Annotated in this window: 14 protein-coding genes; 4 read left to right on the forward strand and 10 right to left on the reverse strand. The window is 60.7% G+C overall.

What is annotated here, in order from left to right; genetic code table 11:
* Positions 1 to 22: 22 nt before the first annotated feature.
* From D618_RS20055 to D618_RS19900, 3 genes are all read right to left on the reverse strand, one after another.
* On the reverse strand, positions 23 to 250 hold the full coding sequence (locus D618_RS20055) for a hypothetical protein (RefSeq protein WP_017671947.1): 228 nt from the start codon (positions 248 to 250) through the stop codon (positions 23 to 25).
* Complete coding sequence (locus tag D618_RS20060) at positions 174 to 665, reverse strand: Gfo/Idh/MocA family oxidoreductase (RefSeq protein WP_081590513.1); 492 nt, start codon at positions 663 to 665, stop codon at positions 174 to 176. The genes D618_RS20055 and D618_RS20060 overlap by 77 nt, the downstream gene beginning before the upstream one ends.
* A gap of 112 nt (positions 666 to 777) precedes the next feature.
* Positions 778 to 942, reverse strand: coding sequence for a hypothetical protein (locus D618_RS19900; RefSeq protein ID WP_193746718.1), 165 nt, complete (start codon positions 940 to 942; stop codon positions 778 to 780).
* On the opposite strand from D618_RS19900, the gene D618_RS0112925 reads away from it, so the two are divergent.
* The 3 genes from D618_RS0112925 to D618_RS18355 all read left to right on the forward strand — a co-directional run bounded on the left by D618_RS0112925 (position 941) and on the right by D618_RS18355 (position 3,803).
* Positions 941 to 1,309: a hypothetical protein gene (locus D618_RS0112925; protein ID WP_017671949.1), complete on the forward strand. Its 369-nt coding sequence runs from the start codon at positions 941 to 943 to the stop codon at positions 1,307 to 1,309. The genes D618_RS19900 and D618_RS0112925 overlap by 2 nt on opposite strands.
* Before the next feature lie 96 nt (positions 1,310 to 1,405).
* Positions 1,406 to 2,743, forward strand: coding sequence for a hypothetical protein (locus tag D618_RS0112930; RefSeq protein WP_152414717.1), 1,338 nt, complete (start codon positions 1,406 to 1,408; stop codon positions 2,741 to 2,743).
* A 253-nt stretch (positions 2,744 to 2,996) separates the two neighbouring features.
* Positions 2,997 to 3,803: a hypothetical protein gene (locus tag D618_RS18355; protein WP_017671952.1), complete on the forward strand. Its 807-nt coding sequence runs from the start codon at positions 2,997 to 2,999 to the stop codon at positions 3,801 to 3,803.
* A gap of 358 nt (positions 3,804 to 4,161) precedes the next feature.
* On the opposite strand, the gene D618_RS0112945 is transcribed toward D618_RS18355, so the two are convergent.
* The 7 genes from D618_RS0112945 to D618_RS0112975 all read right to left on the reverse strand — a co-directional run bounded on the left by D618_RS0112945 (position 4,162) and on the right by D618_RS0112975 (position 16,453).
* On the reverse strand, positions 4,162 to 5,670 hold the full coding sequence (locus D618_RS0112945) for a tryptophan halogenase family protein (protein ID WP_017671953.1): 1,509 nt from the start codon (positions 5,668 to 5,670) through the stop codon (positions 4,162 to 4,164).
* Positions 5,670 to 7,706, reverse strand: coding sequence for a glycoside hydrolase family 97 protein (locus D618_RS0112950; RefSeq protein ID WP_017671954.1), 2,037 nt, complete (start codon positions 7,704 to 7,706; stop codon positions 5,670 to 5,672). Before D618_RS0112950 ends, D618_RS0112945 begins: the two co-directional genes overlap by 1 nt.
* On the reverse strand, positions 7,703 to 9,325 hold the full coding sequence (locus D618_RS0112955) for an alpha-amylase family glycosyl hydrolase (protein WP_017671955.1): 1,623 nt from the start codon (positions 9,323 to 9,325) through the stop codon (positions 7,703 to 7,705). Before D618_RS0112955 ends, D618_RS0112950 begins: the two co-directional genes overlap by 4 nt.
* Positions 9,322 to 11,142, reverse strand: a complete 1,821-nt coding sequence (locus D618_RS0112960; protein WP_017671956.1) for an alpha-amylase family glycosyl hydrolase — start codon at positions 11,140 to 11,142, stop codon at positions 9,322 to 9,324. Before D618_RS0112960 ends, D618_RS0112955 begins: the two co-directional genes overlap by 4 nt.
* Positions 11,139 to 12,623, reverse strand: coding sequence for a tryptophan halogenase family protein (locus D618_RS0112965; RefSeq protein WP_017671957.1), 1,485 nt, complete (start codon positions 12,621 to 12,623; stop codon positions 11,139 to 11,141). Before D618_RS0112965 ends, D618_RS0112960 begins: the two co-directional genes overlap by 4 nt.
* 110 nt (positions 12,624 to 12,733) lie before the next feature.
* Entirely contained in the window at positions 12,734 to 15,535 is a 2,802-nt protein-coding gene (locus D618_RS0112970; protein ID WP_017671958.1) for a TonB-dependent receptor, read from the reverse strand.
* Positions 15,536 to 15,760: 225 nt separating this feature from the next.
* Positions 15,761 to 16,453, reverse strand: coding sequence for a DUF6445 family protein (locus D618_RS0112975; RefSeq protein WP_017671959.1), 693 nt, complete (start codon positions 16,451 to 16,453; stop codon positions 15,761 to 15,763).
* A 101-nt stretch (positions 16,454 to 16,554) separates the two neighbouring features.
* Between D618_RS0112975 and D618_RS0112980 the strand changes: the two genes are divergently transcribed.
* The gene (locus D618_RS0112980) at positions 16,555 to 17,583 is read left to right on the forward strand and encodes a LacI family DNA-binding transcriptional regulator (RefSeq protein WP_026091652.1); all 1,029 of its coding nucleotides are present in this window, start codon (positions 16,555 to 16,557) and stop codon (positions 17,581 to 17,583) included.
* The last annotated feature ends 53 nt before the right edge of the window (positions 17,584 to 17,636 follow it).

Here is a 17,636-nt window from a genome sequence, read left to right on the forward strand (position 1 = left end):
GTGCACAGCCCGGCCAGCCGGATCAGCCGCGCAGCGTTCCATCCGGGTTCAGGCGCACAGTGCGCCGTTCGCGGGCGGAAAGGTTGATCGCGGTGATCGGCCGCACATCGCGCAAGCCCATCTCGCCGGGCCCGATGATCTTGCTGTCATTCCGGATGGCGTTCGCGAAATGGTCAAGCTCGCCTGCGAATTGCCGGTTCGGATCGCCGGGTGTCAGATTGCGCGGCTGCCCTCCCTTGCCGCTTTCCACCTTGAGCGTCTGACCTGAATATCGGGTTGCGGGCAGCGAAGACGCGCTCGGTCCATTCGGCGTGCAGGCCACTCGGCAGCACGATGCAACCGGCATCGACCGCATCATTCCGAGCGATCCGGTCGACCGTGTCGTGGGCATAGCGCGAACCGGATGGAACCCCATAGACCTCGCCGACACGGCACAGCTTATCGCGGTTGCCAGATACGAGCGCGGCAACATGGCCGCGCTCTGCCTGATCGAACCGCGGCATCATCTGTTTCAGCGCAAGGTCGCCGAGCCCGACGACCGCGATACCGACGCTGTCCCCGCGGCGCGGACGCGGAGGCGTTTCGGAAAAGGTCACACCCTCTGGCATCGGCTGGCCTTCAACTTGGACGCTGCTCGACTGCGCAAGATCGGGGGCACCAGCCATGACCGCAAGTAAAGCGGCGACACCACGCCCGCCCAGGGGATCAATTCTCCGCAGTCGAGGTCACAGCCACCATTCTATTCGGGCTGTGATCAGAGATTCCTATCAGCCTTTGTCATTGGAAGCCCTCACCAAAAACGCCTAAAATCCTGCCGGTGGGGTCGATTTGTCGGCGTTCAAATTCGGGGCGATAAATGCAAAAGCTTTCGCGTGTCATGATCTGCGCCGCCTTGATTACCGCAGCCAGCGGAGTTGCCCAAACACCGGGAGAGCGCAGCATGGCGGAAAAGACGAATGCTGCATACCAAACCTACGAAGGAAGCGGACTCAGCGCAATCATTGCGAGTGAAATGGCATCTTGCCATGCGATGTGGCAGCGATGGCAATTCGTAGTCGATAGCAGCAACGTGCCCGAGTTTACCCGCGCGTTGTTGCCTGATTTATCCTCGCAGAATGCAGCACGCAAAGCCGGGTACTGGCTAAAGAAAAGCAAGACGAGTGCTCGCGCGGAAAAATACGACCAGGGCGAAATCGTCGCCATGATGGCGGAAGCTCAAGAGGCAGCCGACGAGGAATATGCATGGTGGATCAACAACGATCCTGACAAGCAATTCAGCCTGCCTCGAAATCTGGGTACCTGCCGGTAGCTTTTAATCGAACAAGATAGTCTTCACTGGAAACATGGCACAGTCTGTCCAAGCGAGCCATCCAGCCTGATCACATGCCGAGAGGGAGAGTGAAAAATGAAAATCTACATGATGGCAGGCCTGCTCGCCGCAGCCATTATCCCCGCTCCGCTTGTGGCCAAAGAGGCTAAACCGCCAAGTGTGAAGCAGCTGGCAAACAACTGTAAAAAAGACGGAAATGCCTGTATCGCTGCAGCGCAAGCCTTGCTGTCCGACAATTCAACGCCCAAAAACTTCACGGAGGGCGTGCGGCTCGCCACGATTGGCTGCGAACAGTATAAACTGGCGGATGCCTGCCTGATTGGCGGCAAGGCTTTAATATCGTCTAACGTTCCAGAAAATCTGGACAAGGGCGTCGCTATGACAAACAAGATTTGCACGATGAGTGCGCCTGATCGTTGCATCCAAGCCAATCAGATCTACCTCGATTCGAATGCAAAACAAAAAACACTTAGTTTCTGGTATGGTGGGAGCAATCACCACAGTGATGTATACCGCCCGTTAAAGGCGTTGTGCGAACAGGGTAATGCTGCAGCCTGCAAAGCCAATGGCGATGTATTTTATCTGAAAAATACCGTCAACGACGGGGCGGCCTATCAAACAAACATGCTGGCCATTCAGTCATATCGCAGCGCCTGTGACAAGAGCGATGCCTATAGCTGCTCGCGCCTGGTGGAGCTGTATAGCAACGACATTCCAAAACAGCGGGTCACTCCTGATTTGCAATCAGCACGCGCCTTCGCCGCCAAAGCCTGCACACTCGGCCAGAAGCAGCATTGCAACAACGCGACGTCAGTCGCGGGCAGCTCCGCGAACGAAATTGATGCAAGCCTGCCCTATCAGGAGCAGATGCTGGTCGCCGAATTGGCTTTGCGAAATGGCAAGACCAAAATGGCGCTGGACGCACTCAACCGGATGGCAGCTGAGAAACGGGACGAGGCGAATTACCGCCTGGGTATATTGTATCTCACCGGCGATGCCGGGGTGAAGGCCAATCGTTCAACCGGCTATTATTATCTGGAACAATCGGGCTATCCAGAAGCCGCCTTACTGCGTGCCAAATTAGCGGTGCAGGACAATGATGCGACGGCATACAACAAATATATGGACAAAGCATATTGGGCGGGCAGCAAGGAGGCCGAGGTATGGTGGCTTAACAAGCAGCGGGCGTATCTGGATGCAGCAGAGGCCAGAAGCAAACGCATGATTGCCGATGCCAGGGAAAATGACCGGCAAAAGGCTGCTTATGAAGCAGAGCTCATCAACCGTGCCATGAACAATTATTATCAGCCGCGAGACAAAGAACCCATGGTGTGCGGGTTGTTCCGCGAAGGCGGCGGCATGGTAAACAAATGTCTATCGCGCGATTATTACACCAAAAAATATGGAGGCTGAGCATGTTTCACATGCTTGCCACATCAAGGCGCAAATCGCGCGCTTATAGGTCACGGGAAGCGCTGGATTATAACGCGCAGGCATGCAGCGCTTTTTTGTCATCATCCTTGTCCGGATGCAGGGAGATAGCGGCGGCATCCCGATCGTGAAGCGCCTCCACGCCAGGGGATTTTGCATCTCGGTGCTGATGATGTGGATCCGAAGGTTTCAATAGCCTCGCGAGTTTTCGATATGCAGGAAAAGGGCACCGTCGATGAAGACACCATTTTTGACTGTGCTCTTTTGCACGCTTGCTCTGGCCGGGTTCGCATCGGCAACGGACGTTCGCGCCGAAGATGAGGTTCAAAAAATCGCCGTTTGCCCGGACGGCGGCTATGAAAGCGGCTGCAAGCAAGAGGATGTCGATGCCGCGATCTCGCTTGCAGATGACTTTCTGATCACCCTGCCCCGGCGCTGCCTTTACCTGACAGATGCCCGGTGCTGGGTGGTGGCAAGCGGAACCTTTGCCAGCATGGAGCGCGGCGGCCCTGTGGTCTGGCAGCATCTGGAGCTCATGCCCAGCGATGGCCCGGTTGTCGAAATGATCATCATGGCCGAAAACGCCACCGGCAATGGCTATCGTCTGGTGCTGTCAGCGCAGACCGAGGGGTATTTCACGCCACCTGACTTGATCGAGAACAAGGACCAGGGCGTCGTATTCCATGTTCCAGGACGGATGGGCGGCACCGGATTTGGCAATGCCGATATCCTTCTGGTGCGGACGAAGCAGCAGTGGCACCGGGTTGATCTCGATGCATGGTTCGGTCAGGTAAATTCGCTGCTGCCCGATGGCTTTGAAATCCGTCAGGGGGTCCGCTTCGACTTTCGTGAAATGTTTGCAAGCTCGCCCGTCTGGCGTGCTGACGACGGAAATTGCTGCGGATCAGGCGGAACCGTTTTTATCGATTTCACGGTTGTAGATTGGAAGCTGTCTGTCGGCCGGTTGGCGTTCAACCAATCCAGTCCGGTTGGCAGCACCGTGTATGTCAGTGGCCCGGCAAGCGAAGATGCATTGAAGTGAGAATTCCCGGCAAACCTTGGCGTTCCCTTGGCCATTCCTACGATGCCGTGAGCCTCGCCGAAGGCTTGTCTCGGGGTTATGACAGGCCATTGACTGTCTCGGCCAAGCCCCTTCCGCGCGGAACCTCAGATCTGCCTTGTGAACAGGTGGGCTTACGGGACCCAATCATTCGCTTTCGGAAAAATGAATTCAACGACCTGATTGAGTTCAACCCCCAATTTTCTGCTAACCATCTGATCTCATGTGTGTTCTAGCCCAAAATTGTGACTGCCGCTTCCAGCAGTGCGCTTAGGTGCCGTTTACGCGGAAAATCGAAACTGAAGCAAATCTGAAACTTCGGTTTCAACGCACGGTTGAGTTACAGACTGCCGCCTCGTGGGTCGTACACCGTAAAATTGTTCGAGCAGGCTTCGAGCAATGCCGTGACTGCGTCCATATTTCCCGCCTTGGCGCCCAAAGGCAGCGGCTGGACCTTTGCGGGGGGCGGAAAAGTGCCATAGCCCGCAAACAGGCAATGCCAGCTCATCTCCGAATAATGCGGATCGCCATAAGCCGCCGCATTCGCCGACGCCATGTCCTGATGCGTGAACCAGGCTGTCATCATCGCCTTGAGGCCATCCGACAGCGTCTGATTGGTGGAATTGTCACGCCAGTATGGGGTGTCGGTGCGCTGGTTGACGCGATAGTGCGCAACAATATAGTCGCGGATGCCTTCATAGCGCGTGGCGGTCTGCTGGTTGAAGGCATCGCGAAACTGCGCGGTAAAACCACCCGCCTCGAAGGCACGGGCGAACTCCATCGCTGTCGAAATCACGATGTGGAGCGCAGTCGCCTCCAGTGGCTCGATAAAGCCCTGCGCCAGGCCGGCGGCAAGGCAGTTGCGGCTCCAACTGTCTTCCACGCGACCGACGTTCATCTGCAGGAAGCGCGCAGGCTGTTCGCTGTCGGTCATGCCGATCGCGGCGCGCAGCTCGGCCTCCGCCTCGCCATCACTGAGGTATTTCGATGCATAGACATAACCATTGCCGATGCGCGTCGTCAGCGGGATAGACCAGCGCCATCCGGCGCGCATCGCGATGCTGTCGGTCTGCGGCTTGACAGGACCATCATGCGGCGTCGGCATCACCACGGCACGATCGTTGAACAGATTGTCGCTGAACGACCGGAACGGCACGCCCAGTTTCTGCCGGATCAACAGGGCACGAAAGCCCGAGCAATCGACGAACACATCGCCTGCAACGCGCTCGTTATCCTCGCACAGCAGCGCGGCGATATCGCCACTGGGGCTCAGCTCTACATCCATTACCTTGCGCGGTAGGTGCGTAACGCCGCGTGGCACCGCCCAGTCGCGCAGAAAAGCGCCCAGCTTGAAGGCATCGAAATGATAGCCATAGCTTGGGCCGAACGGAAAATTGGGTGCAGCATGCGGCCCCCTGCCCTTATCGGCGAGCCGCGTGGCGAGAAACCACGGGTCAGGATGAGCAGGCACCGCAAAGCCGCGCCGAGCCAGCATCGCATTCAGCAGGAAGCCCGGCTCGCTGTGCAGATCGGTTGGCCCGGGAAAAGGGTGGAAATAGCTCTCGAAGCCCGGCCGCTCGCTCCACCCGGTAAAGCGGATTCCCAGCTTGAACGTGGCATCGCAGGCGGACATCCATGTGTCCTCTGCAATGTCCAGATGGTCGAACAGCGCCTTGAGCTGCGGCGTCGATCCTTCGCCCACCCCGATAATGCCGATCTCGGGGCTTTCGACCACGGTAACCCGGCCACCGCGCGCGCCCCATTCCTGATGCAGCAGGCAGGCGGTTATCCAGCCCGCACTGCCGCCGCCCAGCACGACGACATGCGGCGGGATGGGATCATGGCCCATTACTGCGCAACCGGTTCGATCGAGACCGCAAAGCCGCCCGCCCGGGCCATCAGCAGCGACAAGCTGTCTCCCTTTTTGACGTGCCGCGTTTCGTGCACGATCCGATGCTTGGCAGCTTGCGCGCCAAGGCCATCGGCTCCCTCACCGTCTCGGTGGATGGTGGCGACATAGGTCTGGCCCGGCTCGAGGAAGTCGAGTGCGAACATGGCTGTACGAGGTTCTGCATCGGTTACCCCGCCGACATACCAGCTTTGCGAATTGCGGTCCTTGCGCGCAATCACCGCATATTCGCCGACCGCACCATCGAGCAGCAGGCTTTCGGCCCAGTCGGCGGGCACTCTTGCTGTGAAGCTGAGCTCCTGAGGATATTTCACCAGATTCTCGGGCAGGTCGGCCACCATCTGGATGGGCGAATAGACGACGATGTAATAGGCCAGTTGCCGCGCCAGCGTTGACGGGATCGGCGTTCCGCCGCGGCCCTCCAGCGAAAATACGCCTGGCGTGAAATCCATCGGTCCAGCCAGCAGCCGCGTGAACACCATTTCGGGGACATGGTCGGGAGGGTTCCTCGGTTCGCCCCAGGCATCGTATTCGACGCCTCGCGCCGCCTCGCGAGCGACCCAATTGGGGTAGGTGCGGCGCAATCCGGTGTCCTTGATCGGCTCGTGCGCATTGACCGCAATGTGATGTTTTGCTGCCACCTGCACGACGTTGAGATGGTGCTGCGCCATGCGCTGGCCGTCATGCCATTCCATCACCGTACCTTCGCCAACGGGAGCGGGCGCAGTAATGCCACCAGCATCCGCAACATAGCCGGTCTTGACCAGATTAACCCCCAGCTTTGCGTAGAGCGCCATCGCCGCATCCAGCTGCGGCTCATAGTTGGCGATGTTGCCCGCCGTCTCATGATGGCCGATCAGGCGAACGCCCTTGCGCCGGGCATGGTCGGTGACCGCCCCGATGTCGAAATCGGGATAGCTCTGGGTGAAGCTGAAGTCCTTGCCATTGGCGAACCAGTTGCCGTCCCAGCCCTTGTTCCAGCCTTCCACCAGCACGCCTGCAAAGCCATGCTCAGCAGCAAAATCGATATGGCGCAGGGTGTTTGCGGTGGTGGCGCCATGCTTTGGGCCGCTGCCCCAGCTCGTCTTTTCCAGGTGCATTTCCCACCAGACGCCGATGTATTTCTGCGGCTTGAACCAGCTGACATCGCCCAGCACATTGGGCGCGTTAAGGTTCAGCTGCAGATCGTTGCGGAACAGCCCCGCCGGGCCATCGGCCATCAGGATGGTGCGCCAAGGCGTAGTGAATGCACCCTGGCGGGTTACCTTGGCCCCTTGCGACGATGGCGAGAGTTCGGAGCGGAAACGAAGCCCCTCGATCCGCCGCAGCCACATGCCCGAATAATCGACCAGCGCGGCTTCATGGAAGCTCAGATGGGTACCATCGGCGAGCCGCATGGTGATCGGCGTGTGCGCCGCCGACACGGCGCTGACCGCCGTGCGCTGATAGAGATATTCAAAGCGGTTGGAATCACCCGCCTGAATCCACCAGGCCTCGCCATCGCGGGCGAGTGCGAACTCGGTCAGCTCTTCGGCGATGTTGGCCACCGGCAGGCTTGCCTGCTCGGGAAACTCATAGCGAAAGCCGATGCCGCCATCGAACACCCGCACCCGCACAGTCAGGCGCCGGGCCGTCGGCTGAGCCTGAACGAAGGTCACCGCAAGCTCATTATGGGTATCGCGGATGAAGCGCCGCTCTCCCCAGGGCTGTTCCCACTGGCCATCATGGCTGGCGCGCGTTTCACTCTCCAGCACAAATCCGCGCCGCATGGGCGGGGCATCGGTGAAGTTGAACCCCAGCTGCGACTGCGCGATCAGCGGCTTGCCATCGCGCTTCACGGTGTAGAAGGGGACGCCTTCGCCATCGACGCCAAAGTCGACCGCGATGCGGCCATCGGGCGACAGCACCGGCTGGGCCTGAGCCAGCGCAGGAAGCAGGCACAGCGCCAACGCGAGGATCTTGGCGGACAGCCTCATAGTCTCGTCACCCTTGCAGAGTAAGGCGGCAGCAGGTCGGCCTCTGCCGCATTGATCGCGATGATCAGGTCGCCCTGCCGCAGGTCATCGGGCACGGCGACAGGGGAAGCGCCAAGGTTGAACAGGCAGCGCAAGGTCTGTCCGGGCGCGGACCGTTCGATCATCAGAAAGCTGCCCTCTGCCCGGCATTGCGCGACGCTGCCGATGGCGAGCGCCGGATGGGACTTGCGCAGCGCAATGAACCGCTGCGTAAAGGCGAGCAGCGACTGCGCATCGCCCTCCTGCCGGTCCACCGCGTGGGCAAGGTTTTCCAGCCCGACCGGCAGCCATGGCTGCGGCGATCCGAAGCCGGCATCGGGCGCATGCGAGGCCCAGGGCATCGGCGTGCGCGCGCCATCGCGCGACAGGGTGAGCGGCCAGTTGGCAATGGCTTCGGGGTCCTGCAACTGGTCGAAGGGGATATCGACCTGATCGAGCCCCAGCTCCTCCCCCTGATAGATGATCGCATTGCCACGCAGGCAAACCAGCAGCAATGCCTTGAGCCGGGCAAAGGCATCGCGGTGCTCAGGCGACACCCAGCGCGAGAGCGCGCGCGGAGCATCATGGTTCTCGAACGCCCAGCTTGGCCAGCCGGTGCCCGGGGTCGCGGGCCAGGCCGAGAGCGCTGCCTTGACCAGCCCCGGTGTCAGCTTTTCGGCATAGAGAAAGTCGAAGCCATAGGCCGAATTGAGATGCGTTTCGCTGTGCGTATAGGCTTTCATCTGAGCGTCCGCCTCATCGCCGCCGACTTCGGCCACGGTAAAGATGCCGTCATAGTTGTCGGTCAGCGCGCGGATGCGTTCGATGAACTTCTCGATGTCGGGGTGCGACTGGTTGTAGCGCTTGAGCTGAAAATCGAACGGGCGCGTACGCGGGCGGTCCGTCGCCGGGGCGGGCGGATTGTCGCGCAGCAGCGGATCGTGCATCGCGAAATTCAGCGCATCGATACGGAAGCCATCGACGCCGCGATCCAGCCAGAAGCGCGCAACGTCCAGCAGCGCATCCTGAACATCCCGGTTATGGCCATTGAGCTGCGGCTGGCTGGCAAGGAAATTGTGCAGATAATATTGCCCGCGCCGCGCATCCCAGCGCCAGGCGGGGCCGCCAAACACCGACTGCCAATTGGTCGGCGGCGTGCCATCTGGCCTGGCATCGGCCCAGACATACCAATCCGCCTTGGGATTGTCGCGCGAAGACCGGCTTTCGACGAACCAGCCATGCTCATCGGAAGTGTGCGAATAGACCTGATCGATCAGCACGCGCAGGCCCAGCGCGTGCGCACGTGCGACCAGCGCGTCAAAATCCGCCAGCGTGCCGAAAATCGGATCAACATTGCAATAGTCAGCGACGTCATAGCCAAAGTCCTTCATCGGCGAGGTGAAGAACGGCGAAATCCAGATCGCATCGACGCCCAGCCTTGCAACATGATCGAGCCGGGCGGTGATGCCGGCAAGATCACCGATGCCATCGCCATTGGCGTCCATGAAGCTGCGCGGATAAATCTGGTAGATCACCGCGCCGCGCCACCATGGCTGCAGCGCGGTCTCGCTGACCGGATCGAGTGAGGCCAAAATGCTCATGGCTGGAGACTTTCTTTTGTACGGCAGACCATCCAGCCAAAGGCAGGAAGCGCAACGCGCACAGAGCCTGGCGCGCCGGGTGTCGTGGGACAGGGGCCGAACAGGGCCTCGAGCGTGCGTGCGCTGGCCCCGATGGTGCTGTTGACCTCGATCGGATGATCGGCGGTGTTGAAGGCGATGAAATATTCCGCGCCGGTTTCGGGGTCGAAGCGCGAGACCGAAAACAGCCCCGGCGTCTGCGCGTAATCGCGCACGAGCTGCCGACCACGCATCAGAGCGGGGTGTGCGCGGCGCAAGGCGGCCAGGGCTGAAATCGTCCGGTACAGGGGATGGCCCTGATCGAAGTTGCTGTCCGCGGTGGTGGCGGTGGTTCCGATCAGCACATTGTCGTTGTACGAGGCAACGCGCGAAGGGAACATGTCTTCGCGTGCGGCCTGATCATTGCCATCGCCGACGAAACCCTGCTCGTCGCCATAATAGATGACCGGCGCGCCGCGCAGGGTCATCAGCATGGCATGGCCCAGCATCACCCGCGACAGCAACTCGTCTGGTGCAATGCCGGGGCGGTCCTCCTTCACCAGCGTGGAAAAGCGGCCCATGTCATGATTGCCAAGGAAGGTCGGCAACGACCGGGCAGCATCCTCGCCGCCTTCGTACAGCACGTCGCCATCGAACATCTCGGCCAGCACCACCGTGCCCCTGCCCTTGCCCAGCACTTCGCGCACCGCGGCCTGAAACGCGAAGTCGAGCACTGAAGGAAGCCCATCGCGCCGGGTATATTGCGCGATGTATCCGTTGTCAGGACTTGCCTTGAACACCTCACCGAACATCGTGAAATTGGGCAGACCCCTGGCCTTTGCAGTGCTCTGGATGGCAGGAACGAAGCTCTGCCAGAAGCCTGGGTCGACATGGCGCGCGGTATCGATGCGATAGCCGTCGATTTCATACCGGTCGATCCAGCCCTTGTAGATCTCGATCATCCCTTCGCGCACGCGCGGATGCTCTGTGAACAGGTCATCCAGACCCGAAAAATCGCCGAACCGCGAATCCTCCCCGGTGAAGGTGGAATCGCCTCGATTGTGATAGAAAAGCGGATCGTTGAGCCACCCGGGCACCTTCACGTTGCGCTCGGCCTCAGGGACATAGGGCGTATAGGCCGACGCCGGATCGGTGAGCTGCGCAAAATTCGCCGCGCTGCTGTCCTGATCCCCGGCAAAGCCCGGATTGATGGGTGATCCCGAAAGGCCGCCCTTGCGCGAATAAGGATACTCAGCGCGCGAACGATAGGCATAGCCGGTCGCATCACCCTCGCGATAGCGGATGACATCGGCGGTGTGATTGGTGATGATGTCGATATAGACCTTCATCCCCAGCGCATGCGCTGCAGATACAAGTTCCGCGAAATCCGCCTCTGTCCCCAGATGCGCATCGGGGCGAGTGAAATCGGTTACCCAATAGCCATGATAGCCCGCGCTTTCCTGTCCCGCTGGCCCCTGCACCGGTTTGTTCTGGAAAATCGGCGCGACCCAGAGTGCAGTGATGCCAAGGCCTTGCAGATAGGGCAGCCGCGACTTCAGCCCCTTCAGGTCACCGCCGTGGTAGAAGCCCTTGTCCGATGGATCAAAGCCAGTCTTCAGCCTGTCACCCTTCAAGCCGCCCTTGTCATTGCCCTTGTCGGCATTTTCAAATCGGTCGGGCAGCACGAAATAGATCACCTCGTCTGCAGCAGCACGCGCGCGATGATCGGCTGCGGGTTGCGCCAGCGCTGAGGCCGAGCACAGCATCGCCGCGCACAGGCTGATGACCATCCGCGTCATGCCGCGACCCCGCGCACCATCTGCTCGATCACCTCGATATGACGCGGCATCTGGCGCACCTCTTCAACCAGCTCTGCCTCGTGCCTGGCGAGTAGATCGCGCAGCACGTCTTCCGGCAGCAGATCGGCAATGGGGTTATAGCCCTGCGTCTCCACCCCTTGTCCGGCCAGCACCTGGAACCAGCCAACCTCCGTGAACAGCTCTTCGTGCTCGCGGTGGATGAATCCGGTCGCCTGCCATTGCGCCAGCTTGGCGCGCAGCGTTTCAGGCAGACCCATCGCACGCATGCCATCCCAGAAGGGCTGGCCGACGCGCTGGTTCGCCCAATAATGCAGCACGATGAAATCCCGGATGCGCGTCCATTCAAAGCGCGCCTGCGCATTGAAATGATCGACCATCGCAGGATCGGCCTTCCCCGCAGGCAGCATCGCCAGAAAACGACTGATCGCGCTTTGCACCAGATGGATGCTGGTCGATTCGAGCGGCTCCATGAAGCCTGCGGCAAGGCCAATGGCCAGGCAGTTGCGATTCCAGTGCTGGCGCCGCATGCCGGTGGTGAAGCGAAGCGGACGCGGATCAGCCAGCGGCTTGCCATCCAGATTGGCAAGCAGCACCGATGCGGCCTCATCGTCGGAGAGAAACGCGCTTGAATAGACATGGCCATTGCCGATGCGGTGTTGCAGCGGAATACGCCATTGCCAGCCCGCCACGCGCGCTGTCGAGCGGGTATAGGGCGTAAAGTCTCCGCCGCTGGCGCAGGGTACCGCCAGCGCCCGGTCACACGGCAGGTAATGCGTCCAGTCATCAAAGCCGGTGTCCAGCGCGCCTTCTATCAGCAGGCCGCGAAACCCCGTGCAGTCGATGAAAAAATCGCCTGCAATCCTTCGTTCGCCATCGAGCCGCAGCGCGGCAATATCGCCGGTCTGGCCGTCGCGCTCGACCGCGTCGATCAGGCCTTCATGCCGTACCACACCGCGCGCCTCGGCATGGCGGCGCAGATAGGCGGCGTACATTCCGGCATCGAAATGATAGGCATAAGGCATTTCTGGTGACTGAGCGGTACGGCGGCCGCGCTGCATCCGCATCGTGCGGGCGGCCAGTTCGTTCAGCGAATAGCGCTGGAGCGGCTTGGCCAAGCCCAGCCTCGCAGCGCGCAGCCAGTGATGCTGGAATGGCAGCAAACCCATCTGCCGGCCGATGTTGCCAAAGGCATGCATATAGCTGTGGCCTTCAGCCCGCCATCCGGCAAATTCGATGCCCAACTTGAATGAGCCTGAGGTCTCCTTCAGGAACTCTGCCTCATCCAGTCCCAGGGCGCCATTGAACAGATGGATCTGCGGTATCGTCGCCTCGCCAACACCGACGGTGCCGATGGCCTCGCTTTCCACCAGCACAATCTGCGTGCCCGGGGGCGCAAAGCGAGACAGCGCGGCAGCAGCCATCCAGCCGGCGGTGCCGCCGCCGGCGATGACATAGCGCATACCGCCTTGTGTGAAATCGCGCACCAACCTCTCCTGCCTGTCTGGGCTATCGTTGTCCGAAGCCGAACGCCGATCAAGCCTGCGTTTCGGCCCCGGACAGGGCGGCCCCATCAGAACCGATACGAGGCCCCGAGCAGGAAAGTCCGACCGTAGCTTTCATAGTCGATCACATTGGCCGGATTGTTGTCCGCAAAGTTGCGGAACGGTTCGTTGGTCAGGTTCAGCGCCTGCAGGCTGAAGGCCAGACCGTCGAATGTGCTCTCCTCGCCGAAGCGATAGCCGATCTGCGCGTCGAAGATCGATTCCGAGAAGGTCTGGCGGAAATCCCGGCTGGCCGAGATGCCGATGAATTCGGCCAGATAGCTGGAGCGATACCGGTGGCTGACGCGAGCCTCAAAGCCGGACTTTTCGAAATAGACGGTCGAGTTGACGACCCATTTCGACAGGCCGGGAACAGTGGCGGTGAACGTGGCCGCAGTCTGGCGATCGGTGATTGTCAGCTTGCTGTCGGTATAGGAGACGCTGGTCTGGAAGCCCAGGCCCTCCAGCGCCGGTGTGACCGAACGCAGCGGCAGCGCCAGACTGGCTTCTATGCCGAAGATATGGCCCTCTGCAGTGTTATCCGGACCGGAGACGAAGCCGGTGGTGTTGCTGCCGGTGGCAATAAACGCCTGACTCTGCGCAGCCGTCAGGCTAGGCACGAGATAGGCAAAGTCGCGCGTCACCGACGCATTCGGGTTCACAAAGTCCTTGAGCTGCTTGTAATATGTGGCGACCGACAGATAACCCTCGCCTCCGAAATACCATTCGTAGCTCAGGTCAATGCCATCCGCCAGATAGGGCCGCAGGCGAGGATTGCCGCCCGAGCCACTGAAGATGGTATTGAGCGGCAGCAGCGGCGAGTTTGATACCGACGCGTTCTGCGAGGCGTTGAGCTGATCCATGCGCGGACGGGCCAACGTCCGGGCGGCACCGAAACGCAGCTTCATCTCGTCGTTGAGCGCCAGGTTGAGGCTCACGCTCGGCAGCAGGTTGCTGTATTCCTCGCCTTCCGAAACCGGGGTCTGGACACTGCCGACACCGCCGGGGGAGTTGAAGCCGCTCGACGACTGGTCGGTAAACACTGCCTGGACACCGACATTCCCGGTCAACTCCATGCTGCCCAACATCGTCTTGATGTCAGCACGGGCATAGCCGGTCCACACCTTCTCGTTGACCACCCAGTCGCCGGGGAACGGCAGGCTGGAGCTTTCCACGCTGGTCCGGATATAGGTGCCATCATTAAGCAGGTCGAACGGGTTATAGGCGACCTGCGGACCAAAGCCCAGGAACGAGAGCGAGCTGACCGAGGGGAGCAGTGCATCCTGCGGGATCGGCAGGCGGGTCACGGCGCCCTGCGCGACAAAGGCTGAAGGCCCCCTGAGGCTCAGGAAGTTCTGCGTGATGTCGCGGCTCTTTGTGCGGTCCTGATAGGCGATGCCCACCACCAGCTTGTCAACAAACCCGTTATCGATCTTGCCGACGGCTTCCAGCTTGCCCGACCACAGTTCATCCTTGGTCTCGGTGTCATTGATGAAACCGGCCTGCGCGATATCGCCACCCCAGCCACGCGGGTCGGTGAGCTGGATGAGGTTGGTATCGGAATAGTTGATGCGGTTGGTGAAAGAATAGGGGAAGCCGCTGGCAGTGCGCGTGGCAGTGATCACATCGGACGGCGCCGCCGGATTGGCGGCATAGCTCAAGCCCGAATAGCTCTCGATCTGTTGCAGTCGGCGATCGGACATCGAATAGGCAATGTCGGCCGAGAGGATGACATCGTCATTTTCGTATTTCGTGTTCCAGCCTGCGGCAAATGTGGTGGTATCCTTGCGATCGAAATCATTGCGGACAACAGGCTGCACACCGCTGAACGTCACGGAATCAGGAAAGGCTCCGCCGGAATTGGCGCTGATCGTCGTGCCTGCGCCCCAGCCGGGATTGAACGGAAATTCGATACCGCGCTGCGGCTGCTTTTCCTTGTAGTCGGCATAGAACACATCGAGCGAGCTGTTCCATTCCGCGCTCGGCTGCCACTCCAGCGTGGTAAAGGCACCGATGCGGTCGAGCAGCACCGATTTGGCGAACGGCTTCATGCCACCCAGCACGGTGAACCCGGCGTCGTCGGGATAGCCCCAGGCGCGAAAACGCTCCACCTGGCTGGGGCTCGACTGATAGGAAAGGCCCATCGCAAGCCCCAAGGTGTCATCGGCAAACTGGTCGACATAGGTTGCGGTGGCGCGATAGCCATAGCCGCGGATGTCTGGGTTGAGCGACCCTTGCTCATTGACTTCGGCGCGGGCCGAAATCGCAATGATGCGGTCGTTGTTGGACAGCGGGCGGATGGTGCGCAGATCGACGGTGCCGGCCAGGCCCTGGCCGATCAGGCCCGCGTAGGGCGTCTTGTAGATGACGCCCTGGTTGATCAGTTCAGAGGGATACTGGTCATATTCGACCGCGCGGTTGTCACCGGAGGAGACCACTTCACGGCCGTTGAGCAGCGAGGTGGAATAGTCCGGGCCCAATCCGCGAATCGACAGGCTCTGCGCTCGGCCATCGATGCGCTGCACCGCAAGGCCCGGCAGACGGCCCAGCGTTTCGGCAATCGACACATCGGGCAGCTTGCCAATATCTTCTGCCGAAAACGCCTCGACGATTCCGCTCTGTTCCTTCTTCAGGTTAACCGCGGTTTGCAGCGCCTGACGGAAGCCGGTAACGACAATTGCCGGTTCATTGCTTTCGGGTGCGGGGGCTTCCTCTTCGGGCGCCTGCGGATTTGCGGTCTGGGCGACTGCCGTGCCCGGAATGCTTGCGGCCAGCGCAACGCCCAGCGTTGCATGGCTGATGCCGCCAAATAGGTTCTTACGATGCGCCATTGAAAAGCCCCTCCAAAGGTCGGGGCTGTAACCGCCTCCGACTTCATCCAATCCCTGCTGGGACGGCGTAAGGCGGCCTCGCCTCCCCATCCCTTGCATCGTCTTGGTAACCGCCAACGGGGCGGTGCGGGAAGTTGGTATACGTATACGCGAAAGTCAGCGACCTGCCCGATCGCACCATATCCCGGCAATCAAGTCACTGATAAAAAATGATTTTTAATCGCGTCAATGCAGGAATAAATTGAGCGTCAGACGGCCCGTTCCTGCCTGGTCGCTGCCCGTAAAGCCCTGGGGAATGTCGGCACAATGCAGCACATTGCCACGATATATGACCATGCGGTTGAAGCATCCGGCAATGCGATAGACGCGTTCGAACAGCGCTGAGTCCCCGCCGACATAGCCCGCATCGGGCAGACCATGCACGGCGACTTCGCTCTCCAGGCTGGTCCGATAGGCGTCGAACCGCCCTGCATCCACCGACTCGAACCCGGTTGCGCGTTGGCGGTAAAACCCTGTGCCGGTGGCTTCGCTGGCATCGAGATACAGCAGCACTGCCAGCCGCGAGTCCTCAACCCCGTCAAAATGCGGAAATCGCTGGATCGGAGTGAGTTCGGCTGACGACAGCGTCAGCAGACTGAGATAACATTCAAGGAATCGCGGCGACCGAGCCAGCCCAAAGGTCGATTCCAGCATCGCCGTCACCGGCTGAACCAGCGCCATCGCCACCCGCTCAGAAACAGCGGCGCGTACTCCGGGATAATGCGGCCCTATGCGACGAAACTCATGCTGCGCGGCGATCTGCACCACCATCGCCGGATCAGCCAGCGCGTGATCGACAATGACGATCGGCTGGCGTTCCGCACCGAACAGCTCGGTGCGGATTGCAGCCTCGGGCGAGAGCGAGAGCGGGCTGGTCATCAACTGGCCTTTGAGAACGATTGCGAAGGCTCGGCCGTTACACTAACCTTGGCGAAAGCAAAAAACAGGCTGAAAAAGTCAGGCGCACAGGGGAGCGGATCATGGGCAGGCATCGCTCGCAAAAACCGACGAGTTTTGACATCGCCCATCTCGCGGGCGTCTCGCAACCCACCGTAAGCCGGGCGCTACGCGGGGACCGAGCGATCAGCCAGACCACCCGCGAACGAATCCAGCGCATCGCCCACGATCTTCACTACACGGTAGACAAGCACGCCTCTGCGCTGCGATCCCAGCGCTCGAACACCATTGCGCTGTTGTTCTTTGAAGACCCCACGCCCGACGAGAGCATGATCAACCCGTTTTTTCTGGCCATGCTGGGGTCGATCACCCGCGCCTGTGCCAACCGGGGGCTGGACCTGCTGATCTCGTTTCAGAGGCTGGAAGATGACTGGCACGTCAACTACCAGGACAGCAACAAGGCTGATGGCATCATCCTGCTGGGCTATGGCGATTACACCGTCTACGCGCCGCGCCATGCGCAGCTGGTTGAGCAGGGCACGCATTTTGTGCGCTGGGGATCGGTCAGCGATGATACCAGCGGTGCGACGGTAGGGTCTGACAATGTCGGCGCAGGCCGGATGGCAGGCGCGCATCTGATCGAGCGGGGCCGGCGGCGCATTGCCTTTCTGGGCCATGGCGACGGCCATTATCCCGAATTTGCAGAACGCTATCAAGGCCTGTGCGCCATCATGCGCGAACATGGACTTGAGGTTGACCCGGCGCTGCAACGCAATGCGATTACCACCGAGCAGGCGGGCTATGACGCGATGTGCGAGCTGCTGCGCGAGGGCCACGGCTTTGATGCCGTGTTCGCCGCGAGCGACCTGATCGCCGTGGGGGCAATGCGCGCACTGGCAGAAGCCGGACGTGCGGTGCCGCAGGATGTCGCAATCATCGGATTTGATGACATTCCGGCGGCGGGGCAATGCTCGCCGCCGCTGACAACAATCATGCAGGATCTGAGCGCTGCGGGCGAGCGGCTGCTGGAGGCTATGGTTGCCAAGATCGAAGGCCGGGCGCTGCCCGCGCCGCTGCTGCCGACACGGCTGATCGTGCGCGCCAGCACCTGACCGGGTCGCCCCGCGCGGCGTTTAACGCCTGTATTCGTATACGTGTTGTTCGC

The organism is Blastomonas sp. AAP53, assembly GCF_000331245.1.
Taxonomy (GTDB): Bacteria; Pseudomonadota; Alphaproteobacteria; order Sphingomonadales; family Sphingomonadaceae; genus Blastomonas.

Coding starts and splice junctions, on each gene's coding strand:
- D618_RS20060 (WP_081590513.1), bottom strand. CDS start 665: ATGGCTGGTGCCCCCGATCTTGCGCAGTCGAGCAGCGTCCAAGTTGAA.
- D618_RS0112925 (WP_017671949.1), top strand. CDS start 941: ATGGCGGAAAAGACGAATGCTGCATACCAAACCTACGAAGGAAGCGGA.
- D618_RS19900 (WP_193746718.1), bottom strand. CDS start 942: ATGCTGCGCTCTCCCGGTGTTTGGGCAACTCCGCTGGCTGCGGTAATC.
- D618_RS0112930 (WP_152414717.1), top strand. CDS start 1,406: ATGAAAATCTACATGATGGCAGGCCTGCTCGCCGCAGCCATTATCCCC.
- D618_RS18355 (WP_017671952.1), top strand. CDS start 2,997: ATGAAGACACCATTTTTGACTGTGCTCTTTTGCACGCTTGCTCTGGCC.
- D618_RS0112945 (WP_017671953.1), bottom strand. CDS start 5,670: ATGGGCCATGATCCCATCCCGCCGCATGTCGTCGTGCTGGGCGGCGGC.
- D618_RS0112950 (WP_017671954.1), bottom strand. CDS start 7,706: ATGAGGCTGTCCGCCAAGATCCTCGCGTTGGCGCTGTGCCTGCTTCCT.
- D618_RS0112955 (WP_017671955.1), bottom strand. CDS start 9,325: ATGAGCATTTTGGCCTCACTCGATCCGGTCAGCGAGACCGCGCTGCAG.
- D618_RS0112960 (WP_017671956.1), bottom strand. CDS start 11,142: ATGACGCGGATGGTCATCAGCCTGTGCGCGGCGATGCTGTGCTCGGCC.
- D618_RS0112965 (WP_017671957.1), bottom strand. CDS start 12,623: ATGCGCTATGTCATCGCCGGCGGCGGCACCGCCGGCTGGATGGCTGCT.
- D618_RS0112970 (WP_017671958.1), bottom strand. CDS start 15,535: ATGGCGCATCGTAAGAACCTATTTGGCGGCATCAGCCATGCAACGCTG.
- D618_RS0112975 (WP_017671959.1), bottom strand. CDS start 16,453: ATGACCAGCCCGCTCTCGCTCTCGCCCGAGGCTGCAATCCGCACCGAG.
- D618_RS0112980 (WP_026091652.1), top strand. CDS start 16,555: ATGGGCAGGCATCGCTCGCAAAAACCGACGAGTTTTGACATCGCCCAT.